The following is a 24,642-nucleotide window of genomic DNA, read 5'->3' as shown; positions in this document are numbered from 1 at the left end:
CAACCGACAACGAACAACCGAATTCCAGGGACCCCACTTCATGGCCGAATCTGCCGACGCTGGCGAATACGCGATCGAACCGCTCGAGCGGATCAACGCCTCCGAAGTGGCCGAGGGCTTCAGCCCCTTCGACAAGTGGCTGCGCGAGAACACCGACGGCATCGTCACGCTCGAGCGCCTCAAGACCGTGGGCAACGCGATTCCGGGCGTCTCGAACCTCATCGCGTTTTCCGATGTGGTCTACGACATCATCGAGATCAACGACCTGAAGCAGGCCGGCAAGGAGGTGTCGTTCATCTCGTGGGTGAACCTGGGCGTCGACGCCATCGGCGTGATCCCGATGCCCGGCACGGGGCCGGCGCGCGTGGCGCTGCGCGCACCGCTGCAGCTCGCCAAGCAGAAGCTCAAGCAGGGCGTGAAGAACCTCGCGGAAGACTTCCTCATCGTCATCGCGAGGCACCTGGCGAACGCCATCAAGGGCGAGCTCGAGGAGTTCATACAGTCCGCGCAGAAGCAGCTCAGAGCCATGCTGGAGGAGTGCGGCAAGTTCGCGGAGAAGCTGGCCAACGCACTGGCCGATGCGCTGCTGTCGGCGCTCGACGGGCACCTGTTCAATTCCAACACCAGCGTGCGCTCCGCGAACGTCGCGCTCAAGGCCGCGGACCGCACCTCGTGGTGGGACCCGCTCGAGAAGTCGGAGCACCTGCTGCGCGCGGCCAAGAACATGTTCGTGGCGGGCAACAAGGAGACGGCCAACATGGCGCTGGGCGGCGCTTCCAGCGTGGCCACCTACATCTCGCCCGAATTCAGGACGCACATCCAGTCCCTGGCCAAGGCCATGCGCGCGCTCGGCAAGCTGGCTGCGAAGAAGATGCTCGAGCTGGTCGACCCCGGCACGATGTTCAGCATCGGCTGGCTGCTGATGAAGATCCTGGAGGTCGCGCCCAAGCTCAAGCGCAAGCGGGGCGGCACGGTGCATCCGCGCAGGGTCAACAACGTCAAGGACAAGCGCGGCCCCGGCACGCTGGAGCCGCGCAGGCGCCAGAAGCGCAGCACCGCCGACGGGCGCCCCTGCAAGTGCCCAGGCTCGGCGACGGCGCGCTCCATTTCCCTTAGCCTCGGTGCCGAAACGCTCACGCACACCGACTTCGAATTGCCCGGCGCGTTGCCCATCACCTGGAGCCGCACCTACCGCTCGGACCTCGCGGCGTACGACCTGGGCGTGCTGGGCGCGCGCTGGATCACGCCCTACACGACGCAACTGGACATCGAATTGCTCGACGACGGCAGCGAGGGCGCTTTGCTTTATCACGCCGAAGACGGCCGCACGAAGCGCTACCCCGCGCTCGCCGTCGGCCAGACGCACCGCGACGTCATCGAAGACCTGACGCTCGTGCGCCTTTCGCCCGACCTCCTGACCATCAACCAGGGCCGCGACTGGATGCAGACCTACGAGCGCATTCCGGCGCTCGACGGTCAGCGCGGCTTCTTCCGGCTCGCGCTCATGCAGATGCGTGCCGGCCCGAGCGTGGCGCTGCGTTATGACCATGCGCATCCGTTGCGGCCGGCGCACACGGTGCTCAGCGACGTGATGGTCAAGCAGGGCGAGCAAACCATCGCGCATGCGGGCACGCGCATCGATGCGGCGGGACGGCTCGCGGGCGTGTGGGAAATCAGGGAAGGGCAGCTCGTGCGGCAACTCGCCGCCTATGCCTACGACGCGGACGGCGATCTTGTCGAGGCGCAGGACGAAAACGGGCCCACCGCCCCCATCGCGATGAACGAGGCGCTCGTCGACGAAACGCAGCAGCAGCAGCAACGCACCTCCACCGCCTGGCACTACACGTACGACCACCACCTGCTGACCCGCTACGAAGACCGCACCGGTCGCGGCGTGAACCTCGCCTACGACGGCACCGCCCCCAATTCCCGCGCGGTGCGCGAGTGGATGGACGACGGCAGCTTCGACACTCGCGTGCGCTGGACCGAGCACATCCGCCTCACGACCGTGACCGATGCGCTCGGCCACGAGACACGCTACTACTACGACGAACTGGGCTACACCTACCGCATGGTCCACCCCGACCTGCGCGAGGAATGGTTCTTCCGCGACGAGGCCCGCAACATCGTTCGCCACATCCAGCCCCACGGCGGCGTCGAACACTTCGGCTACGACGCCGAGGGCCGGCTCGTGAGCCAGACGCGCCCCGACGGCAGCGAGATCCACCTCGATTGGGACGACAGCGGCAACCTAGTGAAGATCCTCGACCCCGAGGGCCAGGTGTGGCTGCGTGCATACGACGCGCAGGGCAACCTCGTCGAAGAGACCGATCCGCTGGGCCACAAGACGAAGTACGAATACGACAAGGCTGGACTTCCCGTGCGCGTGACCGACGCGAAGGGCGGCATCACCCGCATGGCCTACAACACCGTGGGCCAGCTGCTGTCGCGCACCGACTGCTCGGGCAAGACCACCACCTGGGCCTACGACGTGCGCGGCCGGCTGATGCAAAGCACCGATGCCGCCGGCCAGTCGACGCACTACCGCTATGCACGCGGCCAGCTCGAGGCCATCGTCAACCCCGACCAGAGCACCGAGCGCTTCGCCCACGACGCCGAAGGCCGCCTGCTCGCGCACACCGACGTGCTCGGCCGCACGACCCGCTACGGCTACAGCGAAGCCGGCCTGATCGCGCGGCGCACCGACGCCGCGGGCCAGCAACTCGCCTACCGCTGGGACAAGCTCGGCCGACTCGTACAGCTCGACAACGAAAACCGCAGCAGCTACACCTTCGCCTACGACCCCGTGGGCCGCCTGCTCGCCGAGGTCGGTTTCGACGGCCAGAAGACCGGCTACGCGTACGCCGAATTCAACGGCGTGCTGGAGAAGATCGAGCAGCCGCTGCAGTCCATCGACATGCGCTTCGATGCGATGGGGCGCCTCCTGGAGCGCACCGCGGGCGAGGCCAGCGAGACCTTCGGCTACGACGCCACGGGACGGCTGGTGGCTGCGAACAACCGCGATGCGCGGCTGCAGTGGTTCTACGACCCGGTGGGCAATGCGGTGCGCGAGCACCTGCACTACCTGCACCGCGAAGGCGGCGCGTCGGAAAAACCGATGACCGCCGTGTGGCGCCATCAGTACGACGAGCTGGGCAACCGCACCGTGAGCACGCGGCCCGATGGCCACGAAGTGCGCCTTCTCACCTACGGCTCGGGTCATGTGCATGGGTTGATGCTGGACGGGCGGGACATCCTCTCCTTCGAGCGCGACGACCTGCATCGCGAAGTTGGGCGCGAGCAAGCCAACGGGCTGACCCAGAGCCTGGACTACGACCCGATGGGGCGGCTGCTCGAGCAGCGGATCGCGTCCACGGCGGAGGCCACGACGGCGGCTGTAGCCACTGCCGCAACGGGCAACGCCGGCGGCATGCTGGTCCGCCGCACCTACGCCTACGACAAGGTCGGGCAACTGGTCGGCATCGGCGACACCCGGCGCGGCCGGCTCGACTACCGCTACGACCCGGTGGGCCGCTTGGTTCAGGCCAACAGCGCGCTGGGGCGGGAAGTCTTCGCCTTCGATCCCGCGGGCAACATCGCCGCGCCGGGCTCGCCCGAGGCGCCGGGGCAACCGGCCGCGACATCGCGCGGCACCGGCCTTCGCGGCGACCCGTTGCCTGAAGCGCGCGTCCCGAGCCCGGTGGCCGCGCACAAGCTGCTGGACAACCTGCTCAAGGACTACGCCGGCACTACCTACCGCTACGACGCACAGGGCAACCTCGTCGAGCGCGTGCGCAACGGCGAGCGCACCAGCTTCGAGTGGGACGGCTTCGGCCGCATGGTCGCGGCCAAGAGCCACCAGCAGGGCACGACCACCTTCGCCTACGACGCACTGGGCCGCCGCGTCGCCAAGCTCAGCCCGAAGGGCCGCACCATGTATGGCTGGGACGGCGACGTGCTCGCGTACGAAAGCGTGGAGAGCGTCGCCGACAGCGGCAAGTCCGTCAAAGCGCAGGCCCGCACCGTTCACTACCTCTACGAGCCCGGCAGCTTCAGGCCGTTGCTGCAGGCCCGGAAGCAGCAGGCCATCGCCCTGCACGCCACGCCGGACTACGCGGCCATGGTGGCCGAGGAGGGCGACTACGACGTGGCGCGCGACCCGCTATGGACGACCGAGCCGGTGGCGCAGCCCTTCGCGAAAGAAGAGATCTGCTACTACCAGTGCGACCACCTCGGCACGCCGCAGGAGCTGACCGACGACGAAGGCCGCATTGCGTGGTCAGCGCAGTACCGGGCATGGGGCGAAGCGCGGGAGATGATTGCGCAGGCGGCGGAGAGCGCGGGAATCCGGAATCCGATCCGGTTCCAGGGGCAGTATTTCGACGAGGAGACGGGGCTGCATTACAACCGGCACCGGTATTACGATCCGCACAGCGGGCGGTTTGTGAGCAAAGACCCGATTGGATTGTTCGGCGGAATTAATTTACAGGCTTATGCGCCGAATCCGACGGGCTGGATTGACCCGGGAGGCTTGTGCAGCACGACCCTGGACAGGAATCTCGGTGGCGCCACTGGCGACCAGATGCAGGCGCATCACCTTATTCCGGAAGAGATCTGGGACAAGAATGCCGCCTTCCTGGGGAAAATAGGATTGGGCGGACAAAAAGACAATTCAGAGAATGGTCTTCTGATGCCGAGCAGTCAGAAAAAAATGAAGCAAATGAGAAGGAAAGTCTATCATTGCGGCTCTCATGCGCTTTATTCGGCAGAGGTTGGTGCAAGAATCACAAAAATAGAAAAACTATACGATGCCGAAAAGATTGATGCGAGTCAGGCAAAATCCAGAATTGCGGCGCTGCAAACCAGTTTGAGGGCCGAAATTCTTCTTGGGGCGGTGCCTCGAAATCCGAAAACAGGAAGGCTGATGTGAAATAAATGAAGTACTACGCCGTAACGCAAAAAAAGGAAAGAGGCTGCCCGATCGGTTATTTGAATGCAGTTCTCTACGATCACTGCCCGGAGCACCCTGAGTCCATTCAGCATGGCATGGTCTATCCGTGGTACGCGGACAAGAAAAACCTGAAATCTTTCCCATCGGGAATGTGCTTGATGGTGAAGGAGAAACTGATCGATTTTTCGATCAGGTCGGATGCATCGCATCAGTATCTGAGAGAGGATTTTCTTCATCTCTTGCAGGATTTTGGAGCGGGCATCAAGGATTTCAAGGAAATTCTTGTTGTCTCAAATGCTCATAAAAAGGAAATCACGGAAGCAAAATATTTTGCTTCGATATTTTCCTCTGAATTTTATTTGAGTGAATCCGCTGCAATTGACCGATCAGCCTCTGTTCTGGAGAAGGATGAGTTTGACTTTTTGACGCTGAAAAAGCTGAAAATCAATACGGATGTGAAGATGGATGTTTTCGGAATTGAAAGCCTGGAGCCAAAGCACAATACAATAATTTGCTCTGAGAAGTTTGTGACTGCAGCAAAAAAAGTAGGCGTTAAAGGCGTGGATTTTGTCGATCTGGATGTCGCGAAATGGCCGGATGTGAACTCGTTTTCCTACGATCCCAAGGAAATCCTCGCAATTCTGTAGCAGGCAAGAGGGCAGCCTCAAGAGGTAATTATTTTTCTGGGAGATCGAGCCGTGGTTTATTCAAATTCCCAAGAATTCCCGATCAATTGAACCGTGACCTCTCAACTCATCATCCTCAACCACAACCTCTGGCGCAAAGGCGCAGGCGGCGCCCCCGCCGGCCTCGTCGGCCAGGCGGACACCTTCGCCTACGCGGGTCTCGATCTCAACCTCGCGCAGTTCGCCTCCAGCGTCTTCACCGGCACCAGCTTCACCGCCACGACATTCCAGAACGCAGGCTGGACCGCCTGCCAGTTCAACGCCTGCACCTTCACCGCGTGCGACTTCCAGGGCATTTCCATCACGGACTGCAATTTCATCGGCTGCACCTTCAGCAACTCGCAGTTCGGCGCCGCGCAACTGAGCGGCTGCACCTTCAACCGCTGCACCTGGACCAACCTGGATTTCGACAACGGCCGCTGGACGCGCGTTGACGTCCTGAACTGCAACGGCAATCAGATCAGTGCCGATGGCCTCCGCGGCGAAATGGTCGATCTCACCGGCAGCCATTTCGAGCAGTTCGAGTTCCGCAACACGCAGATCAACACGGTCTGACGCGGCTTCCGCAGGCGTCGCCCGCCCGCCTGCTCAGCCCTTGTCCGCAAAACTGTCGAACAGCAACCCGCGCAGCCACTGATTCCCCGGATCGCGGTGCACCTTCGCGTGCCAGAACAGGTTGATCGCGATCTGCGGCAGCGCCACCGGGTGAGGGCGCCACACGAGGCCGAAGGGCTCGGCGATGCTCTGCGCCAACCGCTCGGGCACGGTCGCGATCATTTCGCTCGAACGCAGGATGTGGCCGATCGCCACGAAGTGCGGCACCTTGAGGCGAATGCGCCGGTGGATGCCCTGCGCGGCCATCACGTCGTCGGCCTTGCCGTGGCCCGTGCCGGCGGCCTGCACCAGCACATGGTCGGCGGCGCTGAAGTCTTTCAGCGACACGCTGCGTTTGCGCGCGAGCGGGTGCGTGTCTGAGAAGAGGCATACGTAGCGCTGCAGGAACAGCCGGCGCTGGAACACGCCCGCCTTCAGCTGCGGCAGCAAGCCGATGGCGATGTCCACATGCCCGGCTTCGAGCTCGTCGCGCAGATTCGTCGCGGTGTTGTTGCGCAGCGTGCTGATCGTCACGCCCGGCGCGGCAAGCGACAGCGCTTCCATCAAACGGGGCGTGAAGTAGATCTCGCCGATGTCGGTCATCGCGAGCGTGAAGCTGCGCGTGCTGGTGGCGGGGTCGAACACCACCTGCTGGTTGAGCGCGGTGTGCAGCGCGCCCATGGCATAGGCGACCGGCTCGGCCAGCTGCAGCGCAAAAGGCGTCGGCTCCATGCCGCGCGCGGTGCGCAGGAACAGCTCATCGCCCAGGAGCTTGCGCAGCCGCGCGAGCGCATTGCTGATGGCGGGCTGGGAGAGCCCGAGCGATTCGGCCACCGCCGAGACGCGCTTCTCGGCCAGCATGCGGTCGAACACCAGCAGGAGGTTGAGGTCGATGTCCTTGAGTTGCATGCCAGACCTTTATTCACATCGGTGATGGAGTCGATTCACCAAATTCTATTGGTCAATCTGCAGGGGCCACGCATCATCCGTCCTCAAGAGACAAGCCGGTCCACGATGCCGGCGCAAAAAGAGAGCCCCGCGATGGACCTGCACATTCACCCCCTTGCCCGCACCCTCGAGGTCCGCCCCGGCGCGAACCTGCTGGAAGTGCTGCGCGAGCACCATGTGCCGGTGTCGTACAGCTGCATGTCGGGGCGCTGCGGCACCTGCCGCTGCAAGGTGGTGTCGGGCCAGGTGCTCGACGGCGGGCAGGACGCGATCCGCCCGGACGGCCCCGACTGGCAGGGCGAACGCTATGTACTCGCCTGCCAGAGCACGCTGACCGAAAGCTGCACCATCGAGATCCCGGAGCCCGACGAGGTGGTGGTGCATCCGGCGCGCATCCTCAAGGCGACGGTGACGGGCATCGACGTGCTCACGCACGACATCCGGCGCTTGCGGCTCAAGCCGAACAAGCCGCTGGAGTTTTCGCCGGGGCAGTATGCGCAGTTGCAGTTCGCACCCGATCTCGCGCGGCCGTATTCGATGGCGGGGTTGAGCCGCGATGCCGAGCTTGAATTTCATGTGCGCAAGGTGCCGGGCGGGCGCGTGACGGCGCACATCTTCGAGCAGTTGCGCATCGGCGATCCGGTGCGCGTGAGCGGGCCGCTGGGCACTGCCTATCTGCGCACGAAGCACCGCGGGCCGATGCTTTGCGCGGCGGGCGGCACCGGGCTCGCCCCAATTCTTTCGATCGTGCGAGGCGCCATCGCGGGCGGGCTGATGCAGCCGATCCATCTGTACCTCGGCGTGCGTTCCGATGCGGACGTGTACGGACTCGCCGAACTGCGCGAACTGCAAGCGCAGCATCCCGGCCTGAAGGTGCATGTGGTCGTCGTCACCGGCCTCGCGCGCGAAGGCCAGCGCCTGGGCCTCATCACCGATGCCATCCGCGCCGACTGGCCCGGCAGCCTCGACGGCTGGCGCGCGTACCTCTGCGGTTCGCCGCCGATGGTCGAGGCGGTGACGCAGCTGGTGCGCGCCCGCGGCCTCGCGCCCGAGCAGACCCATGCCGATGCCTTCTACCTGCAAGGCACCTGAAGAATCCAAAAGACAAGGAGACCCGCGATGACCACGCAACCCGTGTTCCCCATCGAACTGCACTGGGAGAGCGACAAGACCAGCCGCATTCCCTTCATGGCCTACACCGACGAGGCGCTGCACAAGAAGGAGCTGCAGCGCTTCTTCTATGAAAAGCACTGGTGCTACGTCGGCCTCGAAGCCGAGATTCCGAACCCGGGCGACTTCAAGCGCACGGCCATCGGCGAGCGCTCGGTCGTCATGTCGCGCGACGAGGAGGGCGCGATCCACGTCTTCGAAAACGTCTGCGCGCACCGGGGCATGCAGTTCTGCCGCGAGCGCCACGGCAACAAGAAGGAATTCGTCTGCCCGTATCACCAGTGGAACTACACGCTCAAGGGCGACCTGCAGGGCGTGCCGTTTCGCCGCGGCGTGAAGCAGGACGGCAAGGTCCACGGCGGCATGCCCGCCGACTTCAAGACCGAGGCGCATGGCCTGAACAAGCTCAAGGTGGCCTCGCGTGGCGGCGTGGTGTTCGCGTCGTTCGACCATGACGTCGAGTCGTTCGAAGACTTCCTCGGCCCCGACATCCTTCACTACTTCGATCGCCTCTTTGATGGCCGCAAGCTCACCATCCTCGGCTACAGCCGCCAGCGCATTCCGGGCAACTGGAAGCTGATGCAGGAGAACATCAAGGACCCGTACCACCCGGGACTTCTGCACACCTGGTTCGTGACCTTCGGGCTCTGGCGCGCCGACAACAAGTCGGAGCTCAAGATGGATGCGCGCAGCCGCCACGCCGCGATGATTTCCACGCGCGGCAACGCGGGCAAGGCCGCGCAGGTGACGCAGGTCTCCAGCTTCAAGGAGAGCATGCAGCTGAAGGACCCGCGCTTCCTGGACATCGTGCCCGAGCCCTGGTGGGGCGGGCCGACCGCGGTGATGATGACGTTGTTTCCGAGCCTCATCCTGCAGCAGCAGGTCAACAGCGTGTCAACGCGGCACATCCAGCCGGTGGGGCACGACGCCTTCGATTTCGTGTGGACGCATTTCGGCTTCGAGGACGACACCGAAGAGATGACGCAGCGGCGCCTGCGCCAGGCCAACCTGTTCGGCCCGGCCGGCTTTGTCTCGGCCGACGATGGCGAGGTGATCGAGTTCTCGCAGCAGGGCTTCGAGCAGAAACCCTATCACCACACGCTCGCCGAACTGGGCGGCCGCGAGGTCGAGAACACCGACCACATGGTGACCGAGACGCTGATCCGCGGCATGTACCGCTACTGGCGCGAAGTGATGGAGGCGGCATGACGAAGAAGCTCGACGCCAACGCTTATCTCGAACTGGCAGGCCTCTATGCGGCCTACGCGCATGCGGTCGATTCGGGCCAGTGGGATTTGTGGCCCGCGTTCTTCATCGAGGACTGCAGCTACCGCCTGCAGCCACGCGAGAACCACGAGCGCAACCTGCCCTTGGCCACGCTGTCTTTCGAGAGCCGGGGCATGCTGGAAGACCGCGTGTACGGCATCCAGGAAACGCTGTTCCATGACCCGTATTACCAGCGCCACGTCGTCGGCTTGCCGGTGGTGCACAAGGTCGATGACGACGGCGCGATCCACAGCGAAGCCAACTACGCGGTGTTCCGCACGAAGCTCGACGGGCCATCGACCGTGTTCAACGTCGGCCGCTACATCGACAAGGTCGTGCCCACGCCCGAAGGCCTGAAGTTCGCCTCTCGCTTGTGCGTCTTCGACAGCGAAATGATCCCGAACTCCATCATCTATCCCATCTGAGCCATGCAGGAAAAAGAACCCGAGACCCACGGCGCACCGCTGCGCCGCTTCACCGATCCGGCCTATCAGCCGCTGTGCAACAACCTCGCCGAGGTGCGCGAGAACATCGACCGGCTCGACCGCGAGATCGTCGCGCTGCTGGCCGAGCGCGGCCGCTATGTGAAGGACGCGGCGCGCTTCAAGCGCGATGCCTTCCAGGTGTCGGCGCCGCAGCGGCAGCAGGAGGTGATCGACAAGGTGAGGGCGCTGGCCGAGAAGGAGGGCGCGTATCCCGAGGTGGTCGAGGCGGCCTTCCGCGCGCTGATCGTGGGCTTCATTGCACGCGAGCAGCGGGACCATCAAGGCATGGTCGATGTGGAGGCGAAACCGTGAAGCGCGCCGTCGTCTTCGCCATCGTGGCCATGGCCGCCGCGGCCCACGCGCAGGACTGGCCGCAGCGCCCCGTGCGCATCGTCGTGCCGTTCGCGGCCGGCTCGTCGCCCGACATCCTCGCGCGCATCGTCAACGACAAGCTCGCGGCGCGCATCGGCCAGCCGCTGATCGTCGACAACAAGCCCGGCGCGGGCGGCAACACCGGCACCGATCAGGCGAGCAAGTCGCAGCCCGATGGCTACACCTTCCTGCTCTCGGTGAATGCGCCGCTGGTCTACAACACGGTGCTCTACAAGAACCTGCCCTACGACCCGTTCAAGGACCTCGTACCGGTGTCGCTCGCGGCGACCACGCCGAACGTGTGCGCAGTCTCCAATTCGATGAACGTCGATTCGGTGAAAGGCTGGCTCGCGGCAATGAAGCAGAACCCGGGCAAGTTCAACTTCGCCTCGACAGGCAACGGATCGATCTCGCACCTGGGCGTGGAGCTCATCAAGCTCAAGACGAATTCGTTCGCGGTGCACATTCCGTATGCATCGTCGGGGCAGGCTGTCACCGCGATCATCCAGGGCGATGTGCAGTACGCGTGTCTGCCTCCCGTCACCGTGATGCCCCAAGCCAAGGCCGGGCGGCTGAAGGCGCTGGCGGTGACGTCGGCCGAGCGTTCGGCCCTGTTGCCCGATCTGCCCACGCTGCGCGAATCGGGCCTGCCCGACATCCAGGCCGTGCCGTGGTTCGCCTACATGGCGCCCAAGGGCACGCCCAACGAGGTGGTGCAGCGCATGAGCCGCGAGATTGCGGCCGTGCTGCAGGACCCCGAGACGAAGAAGCGCCTGCAGACCGCGTATTTCGACCCCGTGGGCAGCACGCCCGAGGCGCTGGCGAAGTTCATGGGTGAGGAACTGGTCCGCTGGAAGCCGGTGATCCAGCGTGCCGGCCTCAAGCCCGACAACTGACGAGCGAAGAAGGAAAAAACACATGAGCACAATGACTTGGGTCGACGCCGCGGCGGTCGACGACGTTCCCGCCGACGACGTGGTGGGCATCGAGGTGCAGGGCCGCGACATCGCCCTCTACGGCACCGAGGACGGCATTCACGCGACCGACAACATCTGCACGCACGGGCATGCGCGGCTGTGCGATGGTTTTCTCGAAGGCCATGAGATCGAATGCCCGCTGCACCAGGGGCGTTTCGACGTGCGCACGGGCAAGGCGATGTGCGCGCCGCTGACGGAGGACCTCCGCAGCTATCCGGTGAAGATCGAAGGCGGGCGGGTGTTCCTGGCGTTCGAGGCGTAGGCATTTTTTATCTGCGCGTCTTCCTGGCGACTTTCTTCGCAAGTTCGCGCGGCACCCGCTGTCGTTTCGGCGAGCGTGCCGGCGCCACGTCGTGCTGGCTGGCCCGCAAGGTGAAATCGCAGGTCTTGACGGCCAGCTCGACGATGCGTGCCAGCGCGGGGCTGACGTTGTCGCGCCGGTAGACCGCGCTGTAGACCAGCGGCGGCGGCATGGGATCGCTCTTGACCACGCGCAGCAGGCCGCTTCGGATATCCGGGCGCACATAGTCCAGCGCCTGCTGGCTCAGGCCGAAGCCGCTGATCGTCAGCTCGCGCAGCACTGTCGTGCTGTTCGTCAGCATGACCTTGCCGAAGCGAAAGCCGTGCTCCGCGCGCCAGGCTTCATAGAACCTGTTCTTCGAGGCGCCCGCGGGCTGCTCGATCACCGGGTAGTCGGCAAACTCGTGCGGCTTCAGTGCGCGAGCGGGAATCTGCAGGCGTGGGCTTGCGATCCAGACCTGCTCGACCTCTGTGACCTTGATCGATTCGAAGGCCTGGCCCCAGAAGGTGCCGGGCATGACAGCCAGGTCGAGCTTGCTGGCTTCCAGACGCTCGAAGAGCGTGAGCCCCGCGTCCACCACGGGCTCGATCGTCACCTGGGGATGGAGCTTCTGCAGCAACTGGATCAGGCGCGTGAGCCAGGTCATCGCGATGAGCTCGGTCACGCCGACCCGGAAGGTGCCGCGCAGCGTCTTGTCGACGCTGATGTCGTGCGCAATGCGCTGCCAGAGGCGCTGCGTCTCTTCCGCGAGCGGCAGCAATTCGCGGCCGACCTGCGTCAGCTCCAGGCCATGCGAAGTGCGGTGCAAGAGAGGCCCGCCCAGCGACGCCTCCAGTTCCGCCAGCCGCTTGGAAATCGCCGATTGCGTGGTGTGCAGCTTGACCGCCGCGGCGCTGAAGCTCTGCAGCTTGACGCTGAAGAGAAAGGCCTCCAGTTGCTTGAAGGTGAAGTTCATCCGGCGGAATGTACGCCTACGGGCGCGCGCGAAAAAAAGGAATGGCCTGCCCAGCGGATTTCTCGTTTGTGCCGCGGCAAACGGACTTCGATACTGCGTGCATGCTTCACATCGCACCCCGCCTGAACCGAATCAAACCGTCCCCCAGTTCCATGGCAGGCCAGAGGGCGCGCGAGCTGCGCGCGACCGGCCGGGACATCCTCAGTCTGACCGCTGGCGAGCCCGACTTCGAGACGCCCGCGAACATCAAGGAAGCGGCCATTCGCGCCATGACGGCCGGGCAGACCCGCTACACAGACGTGGGCGGCACGCGGGTGTTGAAGGAGGCCATCGCCGGCAAGTTTCTCGGCGAGAACGGGCTGGCCTATGCATCGAACGAGATCATCGTCGGCACCGGCGCCAAGCAGGTGATCTTCAACGCGCTGATGTGCACGGTGGCCGCGGGCGACGAGGTGATCGTGCCGGCGCCGTACTGGGTGTCCTACCCGGACATCGCCTTGCTGGCCGGCGGCGTTCCGGTCTGCGTCGACTGCCCGGCGGCCATGGGCTTCAAGCTGCAGCCCGCGGACCTGGAACGCGCCATCACCGGCAGGACGCGCTGGTTGATGCTGAACTCGCCGAACAACCCGAGCGGCGCGACCTACACGCGGGCGGAATTGCAGTCACTGGCCGAGGTGCTGCGCCGCCATCCGCATGTCTGGGTACTGACCGACGACATCTACGAACACCTCATCTATGGCGACGCCGAATTCGCCACCATGGCGCAGGTGGCCCCCGACCTCAAGGACCGCACGCTGACGGTGAACGGCGTGTCCAAGGCCTATGCGATGACGGGCTGGCGCATCGGCTACGGCGCGGGGCCGTCGGCGCTCATCCAGGCGATGGTCAAGCTCCAGTCGCAAAGCACCTCGGGGCCGAACTCGATCGCGCAGGCGGCGGCCGTCGCGGCGCTCACGGGTCCGCAAGACAGCATTGCCACGAACCGGCGCGAATACGCGCAGCGGCGCGACACGGTGGTGGCGGCGCTCAACGCCATCGACGGCATCGATTGCGCCGTGCCCGATGGGGCGTTCTACGTCTTCGCTTCATGCAGCGCGCTGTTCGGCCTTCGCACGCGGCAGGACGTGGCGATCGAGACCTGCGACGACTGGGTGATGCACCTGCTCGATGCACAGAACCTCGCGGCACTGCAGGGCAGCGCCTACGGCGTGCCGACGCATTTCCGCCTCTCGTTTGCCGCGAGCACCGAACAACTGCTGGAGGGTTGCCGCCGCATCGCGCGGGCGCGCGACGAACTCTCGGGCTCCGCCATCCACCAGGAACCGCAATGAAACTCCGATCCTTTCTGAAGCTGCTGCCGGCCCTTGCCGCGAGCACCGTCTGCCTCGGCGCTGCGCACGCACAGGGCCCGGATGCCTTTCCGTCGAAGCCCGTGAAGATCCTCGTGGGCTTCTCGCCCGGCGGCTCCAACGACGTGGTCGCGCGCCTGATCGCGCCGAAGCTGGCCGAAGGGCTCGGGCAGCCGATCCTGATCGAGAACCGTCCCGGCGCCGGCGGCAACATCGCGGCATCGGCCATGCTCGCCGCGCCCGCGGACGGGCACACGCTGCTGATGTGCACCACGGGCACGCTGTCGATCCAGCCGTACATCCTCAAGAGCATGCCTTTCGATTCCGAGAAGGACATCGCACCGGTCACCCAGATCGTCAACGCGCCCTACATGCTGCTGGTGAACACGACGCTGCCGGTCAAGAGCGTGAAGGAGCTCGTGGCGTATGCCAAGCAGAAGCCCGGCGAGATCAACTTCGCTTCTTCGGGCACGGGCACCGGCGGGCACCTGGCGGGCGAAATGCTAAGGAGCCGCGCGGGCATCGACATCGTTCACGTGGCCTACAAGGGCACAGGACAGGCGATGACGGACCTCATCGCCGGCCAGGTCTCGATGATCTTCGACCAGCCCGTGAGCTCGATGCAATACGCACGCGCCGGCAAGCTGCGCGCGCTGGCGGTGGCGAGCCCGCGCCGGCTGGCTGCCTTTCCCGACATTCCGACCGTGACCGAGGCCGGCGTGCCCGACTTCGAGCCGGTGACCTGGGCCGGCATCTGCGCGGCGAAGAACACGCCGCCCGCCGTGGTCGACCGCATCCAGCGCGAAGTCGCCAAGGTGCTCGCGATGCCCGAGATCGCCAAGCGGCTTGCCGCCGACGGCCTGGAGCCCGTGGGAAGCACCGCGGAGCAGTTCCGCGCCTTCCTGGCCGCGGACAAGCGCAAGTGGGGCCGCGTGGTGAAAGACGCCGACGTGAAAGCCGAATAGGAAAGAGACAGACGATGAATCAGCTACCCGACATCATTCGCGACTTCGAGCGCGTCTCCTCCGACCTGGTCCAGCAAGCCTCGGCCTTCCAGCCGGCCATCCTTGCCGACGTCGCGGGTCGCCGCGGCGCGCTGCACGGCCGCATCCAGGCCCTGCGCCACCGGATGAAGCTGGCCGGCAGCGCACTCACGGTCGAAGTGCGGCCGGGCGACAACCTGATGATCCACGCGGCCATCGCGCTGGCCAGGCCTGGCGACGTGTTGGTGATCGACGGCAAGGGCGACCAGAGCGCCGCGCTCATGGGCACGATCATGATGAACGCCTGCCGGCAGGTCGGCATCGCCGGCGTGGTGATCGACGGCGCGGTGCGCGACAGCGCCGAGATCGACGAGATGAACTTTCCCGTCTTCTCGGTCGGCACCAATCCCAACGGTCCGACGAAGCTGGCCTCGGGGCGCATCGGCCATCCGGTCTCGGTGGGCGGCGTGACCGTGCGCCCCGGCGATCTCGTCGTCGGCGATGCCGATGGCGTGGTGATCGTCGAGCGGGAGAAGGTAGAGGCGCTTCTTCAGGCCGCGGAGAAAAAGGTCGAGGACGAAGCCGCGCGCATCGAGGCCATCAAGAACGGCAACACGGCCGCCAAATGGCTGGATGCCGCGCTGCGCAACGCGGGCGTTCTCAAGGCGGGCGAGACGCTGTAGCGCCAGGGCGAACCGGCCATCTGTTCTGCACTTGGTCCGCGCGATCTGTATCTGTTTTTGGCGCGTTCCATTGGCGACAATGGCCCCCGTTTCATGGAACACATATGACGACAGCGCAAAGCCGAGACCAGATTGCCGATCAGATTGCCGCCGAGCTGGGCCACAGCTTCGCCGGGGAGATGCTTGCGGGCGGGCATTACGTGCCCATCGTGCGCGACGGCCGCACGCTCTACACCAGCGGGCAGGTGCCGCGCGTGGGCACCACGGTGGTCGTCACGGGCCGCGTGGGCGACGTGGTGTCGCTGGAGAAGGCGCGCGAGGGTGCGCAGATCTGCGCGCTGCGCTGCCTCACGCTGCTGCGCCGCGAACTCGGTTCGCTCGATGGTGTCGAGAAGGTGCTGCGCGTGGGCGTATTCATCCAGTGCACCGCCGAGTTCACGCAGCAGAGCGAAGTGGCCGATGCCGCGTCCGATCTGCTGCACCGCGTTTTCGGCGATGCCGGCGTGCATGTGCGCACGGCGGTCGGTGTGTATCAGTTGCCGAAGAATGCGAGCGTCGAGTTGGAGATGACGGTCGCGGCCAAGGACAGCAAGGCCTGAGGGTCTGAGGCCCTACGCGGCCTGCAGCCGGTCTTGGCCCTGCAGCCGGCGCGACGGGTCGGTGCTGTGCAAGTACACCGCGAAGGTGTCCCACGGCAGGCCGACAGCGTGCTGCCGCATGAGCCGGCCAACTTCACCGCGGTGATAACCGCCGTGGGTGACCACATGGGTCAGCATTTCCTCGCGCGTCATGTAGCCCTTGTCGCCATCGGTGAAGCTGAAGGGCACGGATTCGGACAACTGCTCCGGCGTTGCCGATTCCAGGTAGTCCAAGTACCAGCGGTCGAGCGCGGCAACGGCGGTGCGAAGGGCTTTGAGCGACGGCGTATCGGGCGTGTTGTCCGAGGCGAACCCATGCGCCTTGCCGGTGAGGTGCGCAGCGAAGATCTGGTCGACCACGTGGCAGTGGTTCATGAGGCGGATGGCGTCGTGCCGCGCGTCCTGGTGTCGCTCCGGATCGAAGCCTTCCATCTTTTCGAGCAGTTCGTCGTTGGCCCAGGCGCGGTAGTTGAAGAGGGTGCGAAGCAGTGACAGGGAGCTCATGACCGTTGTTCCTGTGGGGAGGCGCGGGCCATGCTACGTGAATAGGATTTCCTGTCTACCCCGTGCGCGATGGCAGATCGACGATGTCCCGCGCGAGCGAGGCAATCGTCAGCGGGGCGCAGCCCTCGGCGTTGTTGCTCACGGTGACGAAGGCGTTCTGGCCCGCGCGCGTGGTGCCGGCAATCACCTTGGCGAGCGCCGCGCGCGTCTCGGGGTCAGGGTCGACGATCTTGTCGAACGGGCCGTAGAGTTTTTCGGCATCTTCATAGCCGAATCGGCCGTGCCGGCGGTGCAGGTTCCAGCGGCACACGAGCGGCCCGGGCCACAGGGCGCGCAGCATCGGCAACTGGTCTTCGATCGGCGGCATCTTGGCGTGCAGGCCCATGCAGAAGGTCGCGCCCGCGCTGTGCAGCATGTCGGCGAAGGCGGGGCACAGCAGTTGCGGGTCGCGCACCTCGACGGCGATGACGGCATCGGGCGCGGTCTGCTTCAGGCCGGGCAGTGCTTCGAGCATTTCGCCGATGCGCGTGAGCAAGGCTGGCTGGTCGGTGAGCAGTTGCGAAGGGATCGGGCTCAGCTGGAACACCAGCGCGCCGATGCGGTCGCCCAGGCCTTCGAGCGCGGGCTGCACGAATTCCTGGATCGCGATCTCGCTGTTGAGGAACACGGGGTTGACCTGCGTGCCGCGGCCGCTTTCGTCGCGCACGGTGGCGTCGGTCACGAGGCTCGGCGCCTTCACCACGAAGCGGAAGTCGGCGGGCACCATGGCCGCGTAGCGCGCGTACTGGCTCGCGGTGAGGGCGCGGTAGAAGTTGCGGTCCAGGCTCACGGTACGAAACAGCGGGTGCTGCGCCAGCGCTGAGAGGCCGTTCTTCGAGAGCACGGTCTCCGCATATTCGCCGTCCCACACGAGGTTGGCCCAGCCGGGGTAACTCCATGACGAGGTGCCCAGGCGCAGCCCTTGTGGAAGGGCGGCCGCCAGTTCGACCAGGGCCGGATCGGTGGGCGCGGGAGCGACGGTGGCGCCACGCGGCTTCTTCTTCGCGGGCGGCTCGGTCTCGGGTGGCGGCGCGGCTGCGGGCGCCTCCGGCGGGCGCGGCAGATCGGGGAAAAGAGAGTCCTGTACTTCGCTCATGCTGGGGCCGCATTCTCGGCCAACACAGAGCGGCCTCGCAGCGGCGGGCACAATCCGCGCCATGAAACAGTGGTTGCGCTCGCAGGGTGGTTGGTGGCTGGCATGGCTGGTCCTCACGGCCGCGGGCGCGGTGTGGCTGGCGCGCGCGGAGCTCGTGCAACTGCAGCAGGACTTCGAGACGGACGCGCGCATCGCGCACCGGCTCATGAGCCAGCAGGTGGTGCAGTACGACGCGGTGCTCGCCACGCTCGCGCTGCTGGAGCCCGGCGCCGATGCGGGGCAGCCGGAGCAGCGCTTGCCCTCGGTGTACGCGTCGATCCTGAAGGTGCAGCGGCGGGCGCGCGATGAGGCATGGCCCGATCAAAAGCAGGCGGACGCGCTGGCCGCGGCGGAGGCCCGGTCGCGCAGCCAGCAGCGCGCCGAACTCGCATCGCTCGACCTCGCGCATGGCCGCTACCAGCTCGTGATGGGCGCCACGCCCTTGAGCTATGCGCTCGAGATCGACCTGGCCGGCTCCGTGCCATGGCGCGACTGGTCGATGAATCCGCAGACGAGCCCGGTGCGTGTGAGCCTGCAGCGCGATGGGCAACAACTGGTGCTGCAGCCCGGTCGCATAGGCGAAGGCGGCTGGCGCTTCGGTCTCACCAAGGCGCTCGCGTCGCCGAGCCAGCCCTTCGAACTCGTGGCGGAGCGTCAGGTCGGCTGGGGCGAGCTGCCGTGGCGCAGCATCGCCGGATGGGCGGTGGCGATGGCGGTGCTGATGGCTGGCCTGTGGATGGCGCAGCGGCAGCGCATCGCACGCCGCCGCGCCGAAGAACTGCTGCGGCTCGGACAGGTCGCGCGGCTCAACGCATTGGGCGAGCTGTCGGCAGGTTTGGCGCATGAGCTCAACCAGCCGCTCACGGCCGTGCTGGCCAATGCGCAGGCTGCGCGCCGGCTGCTCGATGACGATCCGCCCGACCTCGCCACCGCGCGCGACGCGATGGGGCAGGCCGTGGTGCAGGCTCGCCGCGCGGCTGACGTGGTCGGCCGTTTGCGCCGCGTGATCGAGCGGCCCGAGGCCGGTGGCGACGTGAAGCCGCTGGTGCTGCAGGAGGTGGTGCGCAGCGCGATGCACCTGCTCGCGCCCGAGTTCGCGCAGCGCGGCGTCGCCGCCCAGTTCGATGCAGGCGCGCAGGCACCGGTGCGCGTGCAGGCCGAGGCAGTGGCGCTGGAGCAGATCGTTCACAACCTGCTGATGAACGCGCTGCAGGCGCTGGACCTCGTGCCCGCCGCCGAACGTCGGCTCGTGGTGTCGGTCGGCCGGAACGGGCAGGAGGGCGTGTTGACGGTGACCGACAACGGCCGCGGCATTTCGCCCGAGGCGATGCCGCGGCTCTTCGAGCCGTTCTTCAGCACGCGGGAAGGCGGCCTCGGTCTGGGCCTGAGTCTCAGCGAGACGCTGGCGAGCGGCATGGGCGGCAGCCTGACGGCGGCCCATGCGGCGCCGCGCGGCGCGCGCTTCACCTTGTTGCTGCCGCTGGTGGCGCAGTCGACATGAACAACTCGATCACCCAGCAACCCCAGTCCCCGCTGATCCACCTGATCGACGACGACCAGGCGGTGCGCGACAGCCTCTCGCTGCTCATCGGCACGGTCGGCCTGCGCGTGCAGGGCTGGGCCGATCCGCAGGCTTTCATCGACGGCTTCGACCGCGCGAGCGTCGGCGCCATCGTGCTGGACGTGCGCATGCCCGGCATCAGCGGGCTCACGGTGCTCGACCGGCTGATGGCGCAGGGCGTCGATCAGCCGGTGATCATGCTGACCGGCCACGGCACGGTCGAGATGTGCCGCCGTGCCTTCAAGGCCGGCGCGGCCGAGTTCCTGGAGAAACCGGTGGACGACGAGCAACTGCTCGAGGCGCTGCAGCAGGCGGTGCGCCAGCATGTGGGCACGCGCGAACGCTCGCAGGCCGACAACGCCGCGCGCGAACGCGTCGCACAGCTGTCGGAGCGCGAGCGCGAGGTGCTGGCTTTCATCGTGCAGGGACTCACCAACAAGGAGATCGCGCGCACGCTGGCGCTGTCGCCGCGCACGGTGGAAACGCACCGGGCCAACCTGTTCGCGAAGCTGGACTGCGATTCGCTGGCGCAGTTGATCCGGCGGTATGCGGTGCTGGTGAGCTTGGAAGACTGATACCGCTTGCGTTCGACGGTAGATAGATCCGTTCACGTTGAGCTTGTCGAAGCGCCGCGCGAGGCTTCGACAAGCTCAGCCCGAACGGTTTTGGCAGCCCGAGAACGCCATTCCGTGTGAAAGGCGTGCTCCGTAGTTCTACGGAGCGGCGGGCGTAGCCGTACGAATGGTCGCGGCGGCCGACGTTTTCTACAGTGGCGCAGCCGTCGGCCACAACAGACAGTGGCCGGCGCATTCACCTGATCCACTGGAGAAATCAAACATGCGTTCCACCCTCTGCCTCGCCGTCCTGCTCGCCGCATCGGCCGCACAAGCGCAGACGCCGGCACCCGCCGTGCGCACCGAGAAGAACATCTCGCTCGCCCTGGCCAACCAGATCGCCGCCGAAGCCGTGGCCGCCTGCGCCGCCAACGGCTACAACGTGGCCGCCACTGTGGTCGACCGCGCCGGCACCGTGCGCGCCGTGCAGCGTGCCGACAACGCCGGCCCGCACACGCTGGCCTCGAGCGAGCGCAAGGCCTGGACCTCGGCATCGGCCAAGAGCCCGACGCAGGCCATGATGGAAGGCGCGCAGAAGAACCCCGGCGCCGCGAACCTGGTGTACCTGCCGGGCTTCCTGCTGCTGGGCGGCGGCGTGCCGGTGAAGTCGGGCAACGAAGTGATCGGCGCCGTGGGCGTCGGCGGTGCGCCGGGCGGCCACCTGGACGAGCAGTGCGCCAATGCGGCGATCGAGAAGGTCAAGGGCCTGCTGGGCTGAATGTGATGAAGCGCGGTCTTTGGTCTTTCATCCTGGCTGGCGCACTCGGCCTGGGCGCATCGGCCGGCGTGTCGGCCCAGGTGCCGCCGCTCGCGGCCGAGGTGCTGGCCTACGAAGGGCTGCACCGCGCCGCATGGCATGGCGATCTGCCGAAGCTGAAGGCGTTGATTGCCTCGGGCGCGAGCCTCGATGCCCGCGATGCGAAGGGGCGCACGCCGTTGCATGTCGCCACTTACGCGCGGCAGGGCGAGGCGATCAAGCTGCTCGCCAAGGCGGGCGCGAACCTTGACCGGCTCGAGGACGATCGCTATGACGCGGTGACCATTGCATCGATCGCCGACGACCCGGCGACGCTTGCATTGCTGCTGTCGCTCGGCGCCAATCCCGGGCAGACGACGAGCCGCTACGACGGCACCGCGCTCATCGCCGCCGCACACCTGGGCCACGACGAAGTCGTGCGCCGCCTGATTGCGGCCGGCGCGCCGCTCGACCATGTGAACAACCTGCACTGGACGGCGCTGATCGAATCGATCGTGCTCGGCGACGGCGGGCCGCGCCACCAGCGCACGCTGGCCGCGCTGCTCGATGCGGGCGCGAGCGTGAAGCTGACCGACCGCCAGGGCAACACGCCGCTGCAATTGGCGAAGGCGCGCGGCTACACCGCGATGGTCATGCTACTGGAAGCACCGCGCGCAAGATAGGTCGGCTCGGGGACAATCGGGGTTCGCCACGAGGAAAAAACCATGTACATGCCCCCGCAGTTCAATGCCAAGGACCCGGCGATCGCGCTGGAGTTGATGCGCTCGCACCCGTTCGCGAGCCTGATCTCGAACGACGACGACGGCCTGCCGTTCGTCACGCACCTGCCGCTGGTGGCGGAGCCGGGCGAGGGCGACGGGCTGGTGTTGTGGGGGCACTGCGCCAAGCCGAACCCGCACTGGCGCTACCTGCAGGCGCGGCCGCAGGCGGTCGTTACTTTCCTCGGCCCGCATTCGTACCTGTCGCCTCAGGTCTATCCCGACCTGGCCCGCGTGCCGACGTGGAACTACCTCGCGGTGCATTGCACGGTCGAGGCCCGGCTGGTCGAGGAGCCCATGGAGAAAGACGTGCTGCTCAAGAAACTCATCGGCGACCACGAGCCCGCCTACGCGCAGCAATGGCGCGACCTGGGCGAGGAGTTCCAGCTCAAGATGCTGAACGGCATCGTCGGCTTCGAGCTGAAGGTGACCGCGCTGCAGTGCAAGGTCAAGATCAACCAGCACCGCAAGGAATCGCATGCGGCCATGCGCGCCATGTACGGCGCCGGCACGCCGGACGAACAGGCGCTGGCGGCGTGGATGGACCGGCTCGGCATGAACGCCGAAGCGCCGGTGGCGGAAGGAAACTGAAATGCGCGTGTTCGGATTGCTCGGCCTCGTGCTGGCACTCGTGATCGGCGGACTGATCGCCAAGAAGCAGCTGACGACGGCCGTGGTGCCCGTGTTGCCGTCCGTGCCCGGTGCCGCGGCGCCCGCACCGGGTGAGGCTCGCGCCGATGTGCGCACGCAGAGCCAGCAGGTCCAGCAGCAGGTGAAGGATGCGCTCGACGCCGCGGCGCAGGCGCGCAAGATGCCGGATGACAACTGAGTTGCCATCGCAGACAAACGACGCGCATTGGATGGCGCTCGCGCTGGCCGAGGCGCGTCTCGCGGCCGAGGCGGGCGAGGTGCCGGTGGGCGCGGTGCTGGTGAAAGACGGGCAGGTCATCGCGACCGGCCGCAACACACCCGTGGCGCAGCACGACCCGAGCGCGCATGCCGAGATCAACGCCCTTCGCGCCGGTGCCGCCGCGCTGGGCAACTACCGGCTCGATGGCTGCGAGCTGTTCGTCACGCTCGAACCCTGCGCGATGTGCGCCGGCGCGATGCTGCATTCGCGGCTGGCCCGCGTGGTGTTCGGCGCGACCGATCCCAAGACGGGCGCCGCGGGATCGGTGCTCGATCTCTTCGCGGAGCCGCGGCTCAACCACCGCACGCAGGTGCAGGGCGGCGTGCTGGCGGAGGAATGCAGCGCGGTGCTGCAGGGCTTCTTCCAGCAGCGCCGCAGCGTGGCGCGCGAGCAGGCCGAGCCCTTGCGCGACGACGCGCTGCGCACGCCGGCCGAGCGCTTCGCTTCGCTAAGCGACTACACCTTCGCGCCGCACCACGTGCAGGACCTGCCGAGCCTGCAGGGCTGGCGCCTGCATTACGTGGACGAAGAGGGCGCAGCGGGCAGCGATGGCCAATCGGCGCCTTGCCTTTGTCTGCACGGCCCGGGTGAATGGGGCTACTTCTTCCGTCACCTTGTCGGCGCGCAAGGGCTGCGCACGCTGGTGCCCGACCTCATCGGCTTCGGCAAGAGCGACAAGCCCAAGCGCGAAGCCGCGCACAAGCTCGAGTGGCACCGCGACGTGCTGCTCGAATGGCTGGACCGCGTGCAGCCGCAGCCCGTGGTGCTGGTGCACAGCGTCGCGGCCAGCGAGCTCGCATCGTTGCTGCAAGTCGCGGCTGCCGATCGTTTTGCGGCCACGATCGCCGCGCCCGATGGCGGCGAGCGCATCAAGGACGCGTGGCGCGCGCCGTACCCCGACCGTGGCTACGAAGCCGCGCTGCGCGCACTCGGACCGGTCGCTTCGTCCTCGGGTCCGACGGCCTCGCAGGCCGCGCTGCTCGCGCGGCTGGCGCGCAACGCAATGGGATACTCGACCTCGTGACCAAACACATCTACATCTACTCTCCGTCCAGCGCGATCCGCGACAAGGCCGCCTTCCGGCGCGGCGTGAAACGACTCCAGGCCCTCGGCCACGAGGTCGAGATCGATCCCGACGCTCTCTCGGTGCACCAGCGTTTTTCGGGCGACGACGCCACGCGGCTCGCCGCCATTTCGCGCGCGGCCGCGAGCGGCGCCAACATCGCGCTCATCGCACGTGGCGGCTACGGACTCACGCGCATCCTCGATCAGATTCCGTACAAGGCGGTGGCCAAGGCGATCCAAAAGGGCACCGAGTTCGTCGGCTGCAGCGACTTCACCGCGCTGCAGAACGCGCTGGTCGCCAAGACCGGCGCCGTCACCTGGTCGGGCCCCGCGGTCGGCGAAGACTTCGGCGCCGAAGCCGGTGCCGACGACATCATGGAAGCCTGTTTCGACGACCTCGTGAGCGGGCAGGGCGAAGGCACCGGCTGGCGCATGCCGGCGCGCGATGCCGACCTGAAGTTCAAGCCTGTGGAAGACGCCGTGCTCTGGGGCGGCAACCTCTGTGTGCTGACGAGCCTGCTCGGCACGCCGTACTTTCCAGTGGTCGACAAGGGCGTCCTTTTCATCGAGGACACCAACGAGCACCCCTACCGCATCGAACGCATGCTCGACCAGTTGAAGATGGCCGGCGTGCTCGGCAAGCAGAAGGCGATCGTGTTCGGCCAGTTCACCGGCATCCGCAAGGTGCCGGGCTACGACCGCGGGTTCGGGCTCGATACGGTGGTCGATCGCCTCCGCGCGTCATTGAAGAAGGTGCCGGTGCTCACGGGCCTGCCGTTCGGCCATGTGCCGACGAAGGTGCTGCTGCCGGTGGGCGCGAAGGTGGCGATGGCGGCCGAAGGGCGCGATGTCTTCCTCGTGTGGGGGCATCGGCATGCCCATTCGCACGACCATGACCAAGCGCACTCGCACTGAATGCCGCCCGGGTCGGCGGCGGCCTC

Annotated in this window: 25 protein-coding genes; 21 read left to right on the top strand and 4 right to left on the bottom strand. The window is 66.4% G+C overall.

The features are described 5' to 3' along the window. The first annotated feature begins 40 nt into the window (after positions 1 to 40). The 3 genes from QF040_RS06905 to QF040_RS06895 all read left to right on the top strand — a co-directional run bounded on the left by QF040_RS06905 (position 41) and on the right by QF040_RS06895 (position 6,192). Positions 41 to 4,930 carry an RHS repeat-associated core domain-containing protein gene (locus QF040_RS06905; RefSeq protein ID WP_429610404.1) on the top strand — a complete coding sequence of 1,630 codons (4,890 nt, stop codon included), beginning with the start codon at positions 41 to 43 and terminating at the stop codon, positions 4,928 to 4,930. Between the two features lie 5 nt (positions 4,931 to 4,935). After that, positions 4,936 to 5,598, top strand: a complete 663-nt coding sequence (locus QF040_RS06900; protein ID WP_429610403.1) for an Imm43 family immunity protein — start codon at positions 4,936 to 4,938, stop codon at positions 5,596 to 5,598. A 93-nt stretch (positions 5,599 to 5,691) separates the two neighbouring features. Next, entirely contained in the window at positions 5,692 to 6,192 is a 501-nt protein-coding gene (locus tag QF040_RS06895) for a pentapeptide repeat-containing protein (protein WP_429610402.1), read from the top strand. Positions 6,193 to 6,225: 33 nt separating this feature from the next. On the opposite strand, the gene QF040_RS06890 is transcribed toward QF040_RS06895, so the two are convergent. Continuing rightward, positions 6,226 to 7,140 (bottom strand): LysR family transcriptional regulator, encoded by a 915-nt coding sequence (locus tag QF040_RS06890; RefSeq protein WP_429610401.1) that lies wholly within the window; start codon positions 7,138 to 7,140, stop codon positions 6,226 to 6,228. A gap of 132 nt (positions 7,141 to 7,272) precedes the next feature. Between QF040_RS06890 and QF040_RS06885 the strand changes: the two genes are divergently transcribed. Genes QF040_RS06885 through QF040_RS06860 form a run of 6 tightly spaced genes read left to right on the top strand, consistent with a single transcriptional unit; the run spans position 7,273 to position 11,711 of the window. Further along, positions 7,273 to 8,271 (top strand): 2Fe-2S iron-sulfur cluster-binding protein, encoded by a 999-nt coding sequence (locus QF040_RS06885; RefSeq protein ID WP_429610400.1) that lies wholly within the window; start codon positions 7,273 to 7,275, stop codon positions 8,269 to 8,271. A 27-nt stretch (positions 8,272 to 8,298) separates the two neighbouring features. Then, on the top strand, positions 8,299 to 9,558 hold the full coding sequence (locus QF040_RS06880) for an aromatic ring-hydroxylating dioxygenase subunit alpha (RefSeq protein ID WP_429610399.1): 1,260 nt from the start codon (positions 8,299 to 8,301) through the stop codon (positions 9,556 to 9,558). Then, a complete protein-coding gene (locus QF040_RS06875; RefSeq protein ID WP_429610398.1) occupies positions 9,555 to 10,040 on the top strand; it encodes an aromatic-ring-hydroxylating dioxygenase subunit beta in 486 nt (161 codons plus the stop codon). The genes QF040_RS06880 and QF040_RS06875 overlap by 4 nt, the downstream gene beginning before the upstream one ends. Positions 10,041 to 10,043: 3 nt before the next feature. Next, on the top strand, positions 10,044 to 10,412 hold the full coding sequence (locus QF040_RS06870; protein ID WP_429610397.1) for a chorismate mutase: 369 nt from the start codon (positions 10,044 to 10,046) through the stop codon (positions 10,410 to 10,412). Beyond that, positions 10,409 to 11,368, top strand: a complete 960-nt coding sequence (locus QF040_RS06865) for a Bug family tripartite tricarboxylate transporter substrate binding protein (protein ID WP_429610396.1) — start codon at positions 10,409 to 10,411, stop codon at positions 11,366 to 11,368. Before QF040_RS06870 ends, QF040_RS06865 begins: the two co-directional genes overlap by 4 nt. Before the next feature lie 22 nt (positions 11,369 to 11,390). Continuing rightward, complete coding sequence (locus QF040_RS06860) at positions 11,391 to 11,711, top strand: non-heme iron oxygenase ferredoxin subunit (RefSeq protein WP_306879345.1); 321 nt, start codon at positions 11,391 to 11,393, stop codon at positions 11,709 to 11,711. A gap of 7 nt (positions 11,712 to 11,718) precedes the next feature. On the opposite strand, the gene QF040_RS06855 is transcribed toward QF040_RS06860, so the two are convergent. Then, complete coding sequence (locus QF040_RS06855) at positions 11,719 to 12,705, bottom strand: LysR family transcriptional regulator (protein WP_429610395.1); 987 nt, start codon at positions 12,703 to 12,705, stop codon at positions 11,719 to 11,721. Between the two features lie 101 nt (positions 12,706 to 12,806). Between QF040_RS06855 and QF040_RS06850 the strand changes: the two genes are divergently transcribed. The 4 genes from QF040_RS06850 (at position 12,807) to QF040_RS06835 (ending at position 16,319) form a co-directional block, all read left to right on the top strand. Then, positions 12,807 to 14,036 carry a pyridoxal phosphate-dependent aminotransferase gene (locus QF040_RS06850; protein WP_429610394.1) on the top strand — a complete coding sequence of 410 codons (1,230 nt, stop codon included), beginning with the start codon at positions 12,807 to 12,809 and terminating at the stop codon, positions 14,034 to 14,036. Next, positions 14,033 to 15,019, top strand: a complete 987-nt coding sequence (locus QF040_RS06845; RefSeq protein ID WP_429610393.1) for a Bug family tripartite tricarboxylate transporter substrate binding protein — start codon at positions 14,033 to 14,035, stop codon at positions 15,017 to 15,019. Before QF040_RS06850 ends, QF040_RS06845 begins: the two co-directional genes overlap by 4 nt. A 14-nt stretch (positions 15,020 to 15,033) precedes the next feature. Beyond that, a complete protein-coding gene (locus QF040_RS06840; protein WP_429610392.1) occupies positions 15,034 to 15,720 on the top strand; it encodes an RraA family protein in 687 nt (228 codons plus the stop codon). Between the two features lie 104 nt (positions 15,721 to 15,824). Next, complete coding sequence (locus tag QF040_RS06835; RefSeq protein WP_429610391.1) at positions 15,825 to 16,319, top strand: RidA family protein; 495 nt, start codon at positions 15,825 to 15,827, stop codon at positions 16,317 to 16,319. Positions 16,320 to 16,331: 12 nt separating this feature from the next. Here QF040_RS06835 and QF040_RS06830 read toward each other — a convergent pair whose 3' ends face one another. Together QF040_RS06830 and QF040_RS06825 are read right to left on the bottom strand one after the other, a co-directional pair. Beyond that, positions 16,332 to 16,862, bottom strand: coding sequence for a DinB family protein (locus tag QF040_RS06830; RefSeq protein WP_429610390.1), 531 nt, complete (start codon positions 16,860 to 16,862; stop codon positions 16,332 to 16,334). A gap of 55 nt (positions 16,863 to 16,917) precedes the next feature. After that, the gene (locus QF040_RS06825; RefSeq protein WP_429610389.1) at positions 16,918 to 17,997 is read right to left on the bottom strand and encodes a DUF72 domain-containing protein; all 1,080 of its coding nucleotides are present in this window, start codon (positions 17,995 to 17,997) and stop codon (positions 16,918 to 16,920) included. Positions 17,998 to 18,058: 61 nt separating this feature from the next. On the opposite strand from QF040_RS06825, the gene QF040_RS06820 reads away from it, so the two are divergent. The 8 genes from QF040_RS06820 to QF040_RS06785 all read left to right on the top strand — a co-directional run bounded on the left by QF040_RS06820 (position 18,059) and on the right by QF040_RS06785 (position 24,616). Then, the gene (locus QF040_RS06820; protein WP_429610388.1) at positions 18,059 to 19,537 is read left to right on the top strand and encodes a sensor histidine kinase; all 1,479 of its coding nucleotides are present in this window, start codon (positions 18,059 to 18,061) and stop codon (positions 19,535 to 19,537) included. Continuing rightward, positions 19,534 to 20,172: a response regulator transcription factor gene (locus QF040_RS06815; RefSeq protein ID WP_429610387.1), complete on the top strand. Its 639-nt coding sequence runs from the start codon at positions 19,534 to 19,536 to the stop codon at positions 20,170 to 20,172. Before QF040_RS06820 ends, QF040_RS06815 begins: the two co-directional genes overlap by 4 nt. Positions 20,173 to 20,434: 262 nt before the next feature. Continuing rightward, positions 20,435 to 20,929, top strand: coding sequence for a GlcG/HbpS family heme-binding protein (locus QF040_RS06810; RefSeq protein ID WP_429610386.1), 495 nt, complete (start codon positions 20,435 to 20,437; stop codon positions 20,927 to 20,929). 5 nt (positions 20,930 to 20,934) lie between these two features. Beyond that, entirely contained in the window at positions 20,935 to 21,630 is a 696-nt protein-coding gene (locus QF040_RS06805) for an ankyrin repeat domain-containing protein (protein ID WP_429610385.1), read from the top strand. 42 nt (positions 21,631 to 21,672) lie between these two features. Then, entirely contained in the window at positions 21,673 to 22,317 is a 645-nt protein-coding gene (locus QF040_RS06800; RefSeq protein ID WP_429610384.1) for an FMN-binding negative transcriptional regulator, read from the top strand. A gap of 1 nt (position 22,318) precedes the next feature. Further along, on the top strand, positions 22,319 to 22,555 hold the full coding sequence (locus QF040_RS06795) for a hypothetical protein (RefSeq protein WP_429610383.1): 237 nt from the start codon (positions 22,319 to 22,321) through the stop codon (positions 22,553 to 22,555). Further along, positions 22,545 to 23,660: a tRNA adenosine(34) deaminase TadA gene (gene tadA, locus QF040_RS06790; protein ID WP_429610382.1), complete on the top strand. Its 1,116-nt coding sequence runs from the start codon at positions 22,545 to 22,547 to the stop codon at positions 23,658 to 23,660. The genes QF040_RS06795 and tadA overlap by 11 nt, the downstream gene beginning before the upstream one ends. Beyond that, entirely contained in the window at positions 23,657 to 24,616 is a 960-nt protein-coding gene (locus tag QF040_RS06785; protein WP_429610381.1) for an LD-carboxypeptidase, read from the top strand. Before tadA ends, QF040_RS06785 begins: the two co-directional genes overlap by 4 nt. The last annotated feature ends 26 nt before the right edge of the window (positions 24,617 to 24,642 follow it).

This window comes from Variovorax sp. W2I14 (genome assembly GCF_050435205.1).
GTDB lineage: Bacteria > Pseudomonadota > Gammaproteobacteria > Burkholderiales > Burkholderiaceae_C > Variovorax > Variovorax paradoxus_C.
Note: the sequence above shows the minus strand (reverse complement) of the source record. Positions and strands in the feature narration are given on the sequence as shown.

Excerpts from the sequence above, each read along its gene's own strand:
- QF040_RS06875 (WP_429610398.1), top strand. The coding sequence starts at position 9,555 with ATGACGAAGAAGCTCGACGCCAACGCTTATCTCGAACTGGCAGGCCTC.
- QF040_RS06820 (WP_429610388.1), top strand. The coding sequence starts at position 18,059 with ATGAAACAGTGGTTGCGCTCGCAGGGTGGTTGGTGGCTGGCATGGCTG.
- QF040_RS06860 (WP_306879345.1), top strand. The coding sequence starts at position 11,391 with ATGAGCACAATGACTTGGGTCGACGCCGCGGCGGTCGACGACGTTCCC.
- QF040_RS06800 (WP_429610384.1), top strand. The coding sequence starts at position 21,673 with ATGTACATGCCCCCGCAGTTCAATGCCAAGGACCCGGCGATCGCGCTG.
- QF040_RS06845 (WP_429610393.1), top strand. The coding sequence starts at position 14,033 with ATGAAACTCCGATCCTTTCTGAAGCTGCTGCCGGCCCTTGCCGCGAGC.
- QF040_RS06870 (WP_429610397.1), top strand. The coding sequence starts at position 10,044 with ATGCAGGAAAAAGAACCCGAGACCCACGGCGCACCGCTGCGCCGCTTC.
- QF040_RS06795 (WP_429610383.1), top strand. The coding sequence starts at position 22,319 with ATGCGCGTGTTCGGATTGCTCGGCCTCGTGCTGGCACTCGTGATCGGC.
- QF040_RS06815 (WP_429610387.1), top strand. The coding sequence starts at position 19,534 with ATGAACAACTCGATCACCCAGCAACCCCAGTCCCCGCTGATCCACCTG.
- QF040_RS06830 (WP_429610390.1), bottom strand. The coding sequence starts at position 16,862 with ATGAGCTCCCTGTCACTGCTTCGCACCCTCTTCAACTACCGCGCCTGG.
- QF040_RS06885 (WP_429610400.1), top strand. The coding sequence starts at position 7,273 with ATGGACCTGCACATTCACCCCCTTGCCCGCACCCTCGAGGTCCGCCCC.
- QF040_RS06805 (WP_429610385.1), top strand. The coding sequence starts at position 20,935 with ATGAAGCGCGGTCTTTGGTCTTTCATCCTGGCTGGCGCACTCGGCCTG.
- QF040_RS06835 (WP_429610391.1), top strand. The coding sequence starts at position 15,825 with ATGACGACAGCGCAAAGCCGAGACCAGATTGCCGATCAGATTGCCGCC.
- QF040_RS06840 (WP_429610392.1), top strand. The coding sequence starts at position 15,034 with ATGAATCAGCTACCCGACATCATTCGCGACTTCGAGCGCGTCTCCTCC.
- QF040_RS06890 (WP_429610401.1), bottom strand. The coding sequence starts at position 7,140 with ATGCAACTCAAGGACATCGACCTCAACCTCCTGCTGGTGTTCGACCGC.
- QF040_RS06810 (WP_429610386.1), top strand. The coding sequence starts at position 20,435 with ATGCGTTCCACCCTCTGCCTCGCCGTCCTGCTCGCCGCATCGGCCGCA.
- QF040_RS06850 (WP_429610394.1), top strand. The coding sequence starts at position 12,807 with ATGCTTCACATCGCACCCCGCCTGAACCGAATCAAACCGTCCCCCAGT.
- QF040_RS06855 (WP_429610395.1), bottom strand. The coding sequence starts at position 12,705 with ATGAACTTCACCTTCAAGCAACTGGAGGCCTTTCTCTTCAGCGTCAAG.
- QF040_RS06905 (WP_429610404.1), top strand. The coding sequence starts at position 41 with ATGGCCGAATCTGCCGACGCTGGCGAATACGCGATCGAACCGCTCGAG.
- tadA (WP_429610382.1), top strand. The coding sequence starts at position 22,545 with ATGACAACTGAGTTGCCATCGCAGACAAACGACGCGCATTGGATGGCG.
- QF040_RS06900 (WP_429610403.1), top strand. The coding sequence starts at position 4,936 with ATGAAGTACTACGCCGTAACGCAAAAAAAGGAAAGAGGCTGCCCGATC.
- QF040_RS06825 (WP_429610389.1), bottom strand. The coding sequence starts at position 17,997 with ATGAGCGAAGTACAGGACTCTCTTTTCCCCGATCTGCCGCGCCCGCCG.
- QF040_RS06880 (WP_429610399.1), top strand. The coding sequence starts at position 8,299 with ATGACCACGCAACCCGTGTTCCCCATCGAACTGCACTGGGAGAGCGAC.